The organism is Rhodoferax sp., from assembly GCF_037143375.1.
Classification (GTDB): domain Bacteria; phylum Pseudomonadota; class Gammaproteobacteria; order Burkholderiales; family Burkholderiaceae_C; genus Rhodoferax.
Window position 1 is genome coordinate 1 of the sequence record NZ_JBAWYV010000263.1, and the last position, 2,692, is coordinate 2,692.

4 protein-coding genes are annotated in these 2,692 nt (G+C 61.5%); all 4 read right to left on the reverse strand.

Translation table 11 applies throughout. From position 1 onward, the window contains the following. Positions 1-472, reverse strand: a 472-nt coding sequence (ureG, locus tag WCG50_RS18770; RefSeq protein ID WP_336901121.1) for an urease accessory protein UreG, incomplete at its 3' end; no start/stop codon positions are given. Positions 473-520: 48 nt separating this feature from the next. After that, positions 521-1,222 carry an urease accessory UreF family protein gene (locus tag WCG50_RS18775; protein WP_336901122.1) on the reverse strand — a complete coding sequence of 234 codons (702 nt, stop codon included), beginning with the start codon at positions 1,220-1,222 and terminating at the stop codon, positions 521-523. Continuing rightward, positions 1,222-1,833: an urease accessory protein UreE gene (gene ureE / locus WCG50_RS18780; RefSeq protein WP_336901123.1), complete on the reverse strand. Its 612-nt coding sequence runs from the start codon at positions 1,831-1,833 to the stop codon at positions 1,222-1,224. Before ureE ends, WCG50_RS18775 begins: the two co-directional genes overlap by 1 nt. Beyond that, positions 1,833-2,692, reverse strand: an 860-nt coding sequence (locus WCG50_RS18785; protein ID WP_336901124.1) for an urease subunit alpha, incomplete at its 5' end; no start/stop codon positions are given. The genes WCG50_RS18785 and ureE, both read right to left, overlap by 1 nt.

The following is a 2,692-nucleotide window of genomic DNA, read 5'->3' on the forward strand; positions in this document are numbered from 1 at the left end:
CGAACAGGTCGCTCTTGGTGATGCCGGGGCCGCCTTTGCGCGGGATTTTTTCGCCGGCGGCGACGTCAATCACATAAATGGTCAGGTCGCTGAGTTCGGGGCTGAAGGTGGCGGCCAGGTTGTCGCCGCCACTCTCAATAAACACGATATCAGCGTTGGGAAATTCCTCCAGCATACGGTCGATGGCCTCCAGGTTGATGGAGGCGTCTTCGCGGATGGCGGTGTGCGGGCAACCGCCGGTTTCCACGCCCATGATGCGTTCGGCGGGCAGGGCGCCGCTCACGGTCAGGATGCGCTGGTCTTCCTTGGTGTAGATGTCGTTGGTGATGGCAACCAAGTCGTATTGGTTGCGCATGCCTTTGCACAGCATCTCCAGCAGCGTGGTTTTGCCGGAGCCGACCGGCCCACCGATGCCCACGCGCAGGGGCGGTAATTTTTTAGTGCGATTTTTGATGTGGTGCAGTGTGGACATGGTGATTTGCTATGAATAAAGAAGCTGCTTACGCAATAGATACGAGGGCTAGGATCGGAAAAGCCTTGAATATTGGACTTCATGCTGGGCGCTCAAAATCGCCAGCATGGGTGAAAAAGCCTGGCGCTCATGGTCTGCCAGCGCCAGAGCGTGATCGACGGCAGGTGGGATTTCGGCGGTGAGCGCAGAGAGGATGCGCTGCCCGGCGCTTTGGCCCAGCGGCACCGATTTGATGGCGGCCTGCACCATGTTTTCAGCCCAGCCAAACGCGTAGGTCAGCAGGCAGTCGCGCAGGCTGGCTTGGGTGGCGGAGGCGGCGAGGGCAAAGGCCACGGGGTAGGTCGACTGCAGGGCGGCCAGGGTGTCGATTTGCGCGGTGCGGGCAGTGGTGTGGTTACGCAGCCATTCCAGCAATGAGCGGCCCATTTGTTCGGCTTGGGCACGCAACTCGCTGCTCTCACGGGTTTGCAAAACCCAGGCGTTGAGTTTGGCAATTGCAGCGGCGTCGCCGCGTTGCCAGGCCGGTATCGCCTGCGCCAGCACGGCCAAGTCGCTGCGGGCCAGGCTCAGGTGAAGCTGGTCCAGCAACCACTCGGTTGCTCCTGATTCAGTAGCTACTCGCGCAGTATCGACGGCGGCCTCAAGGCATTCTGAGTAGGCAAAGCCGCCAATCGGCAGGGCCGGAGATGCCAACCACATCAGCTGCAGCAGGCTGGTGTCTTGGGTCTGCACCGGCATGTCGTTTTGCATCAGTGGGAATGGCCGTGTCCGTGGTTGCATCCCGGCCCGTGAACGTGGGGCACTGCCGCCACCACGGGGATGCTGATGGCCTTGGGTTTGGGCGCTGCCACAGCGTGGTCGTGGGCTTCGCCATGCGCATGGGCATGCGCGGCATGGCTGTGGCCGGTGCTGGCGTAGGCGCCGCCTTCAGGTTCAAACGCCTCGGTGGCCTCGCGCACGGTCAGGTGCATGGCGCGCAGCATGTCGGCCAGCACATGGTCAGGCTCGATTTTCAGGTGGTCGGGCTTGAGTTCGATCGGCACATGGCGATTGCCCAGGTGGTAGGCGGCGCGGGTCAGGTCAAACGGACTGCCATGCGTGGCGCAGGCGGTGATGACCAGCACCGGTTGCGGTGCGGCAATGACACGGACCAAAGAGCCGTCTTCGGCCACCAGCACATCGCCACCGCGCACCAGCGTGCCGCGGGGCAAAAAGACGCCGAGTTGGCGGCCGAGTGAATCGGTGGCGTCAAAGCGGCTTTTTTGCCGCACATCCCAGTCGAGTTCAAGTGTGGCGGCGCGTTTGAGCAGCACCGGTGCCAGCCCGGCGCCTTGCGGCATGAGTTTGGAAATTTGGATCATCAGAATAGAAAATAGCGTTGTGACAGCGGTAAGCTTACCGCTGCTTCGCAGGTCAGCAACTGGCCGTCGGCGCGCACGCTGTAGGTCTGGGCATCAATTTCCATCTTGGGCAGATAGTGGTTATGCACCATGTGCTGCTTGCGCACGCCACGGATGTTCTTCACGGCGCTCAAGGTCTTGCTCAGCCCGAAGCGCTCCTTGATGCCTGCATTCAGCCCGGCTTGCGACACAAATGTCAAAGAACCGCGCGTCAGAGCGCCGCCATAAGCGCCAAACATGGGGCGGTAATGCACCGGTTGCGGGGTCGGAATGCTGGCGTTGGGGTCGCCCATGGCGGCCATCGCGATGAAGCCACCTTTCAGGATCAGCGCTGGTTTCACGCCAAAGAAGGCCGGTTTCCAGACCACCAGATCAGCCCATTTGCCGACCTCGATGCTGCCCACCTCGTGGCTGATGCCGTGGGCAAGCGCCGGGTTGATGGTGTACTTGGCGATGTAGCGTTTGGCGCGGAAGTTGTCGTTGCGCGAATTCATCTCAATCGGAAAACGCTCGCTGCGGTAGGTATGTTGGCCTGGTGCAGCGGTCAAAACCGGTGCCAGCCAACCACGCTGGCCTTTCATCTTGTGCGCCGTCTGCCAGGTGCGGATGATGACTTCGCCAACGCGGCCCATGGCCTGGCTGTCGCTGCTCATCATGCTGATGGCGCCCAGGTCGTGCAGCACGTCTTCGGCGGCAATCGTCTCTTTGCGGATGCGGCTTTCGGCAAACGCCAAATCTTCGGCAATTGAGGCGTCGAGGTGGTGACAGACCATCAGCATGTCCACATGCTCGTCGAGCGTGTTGACGGTGTAGGGCATGG

Coding starts and splice junctions, on each gene's coding strand:
- WCG50_RS18775 (WP_336901122.1), bottom strand. CDS start 1,222: ATGCAAAACGACATGCCGGTGCAGACCCAAGACACCAGCCTGCTGCAG.
- ureE (WP_336901123.1), bottom strand. CDS start 1,833: ATGATCCAAATTTCCAAACTCATGCCGCAAGGCGCCGGGCTGGCACCG.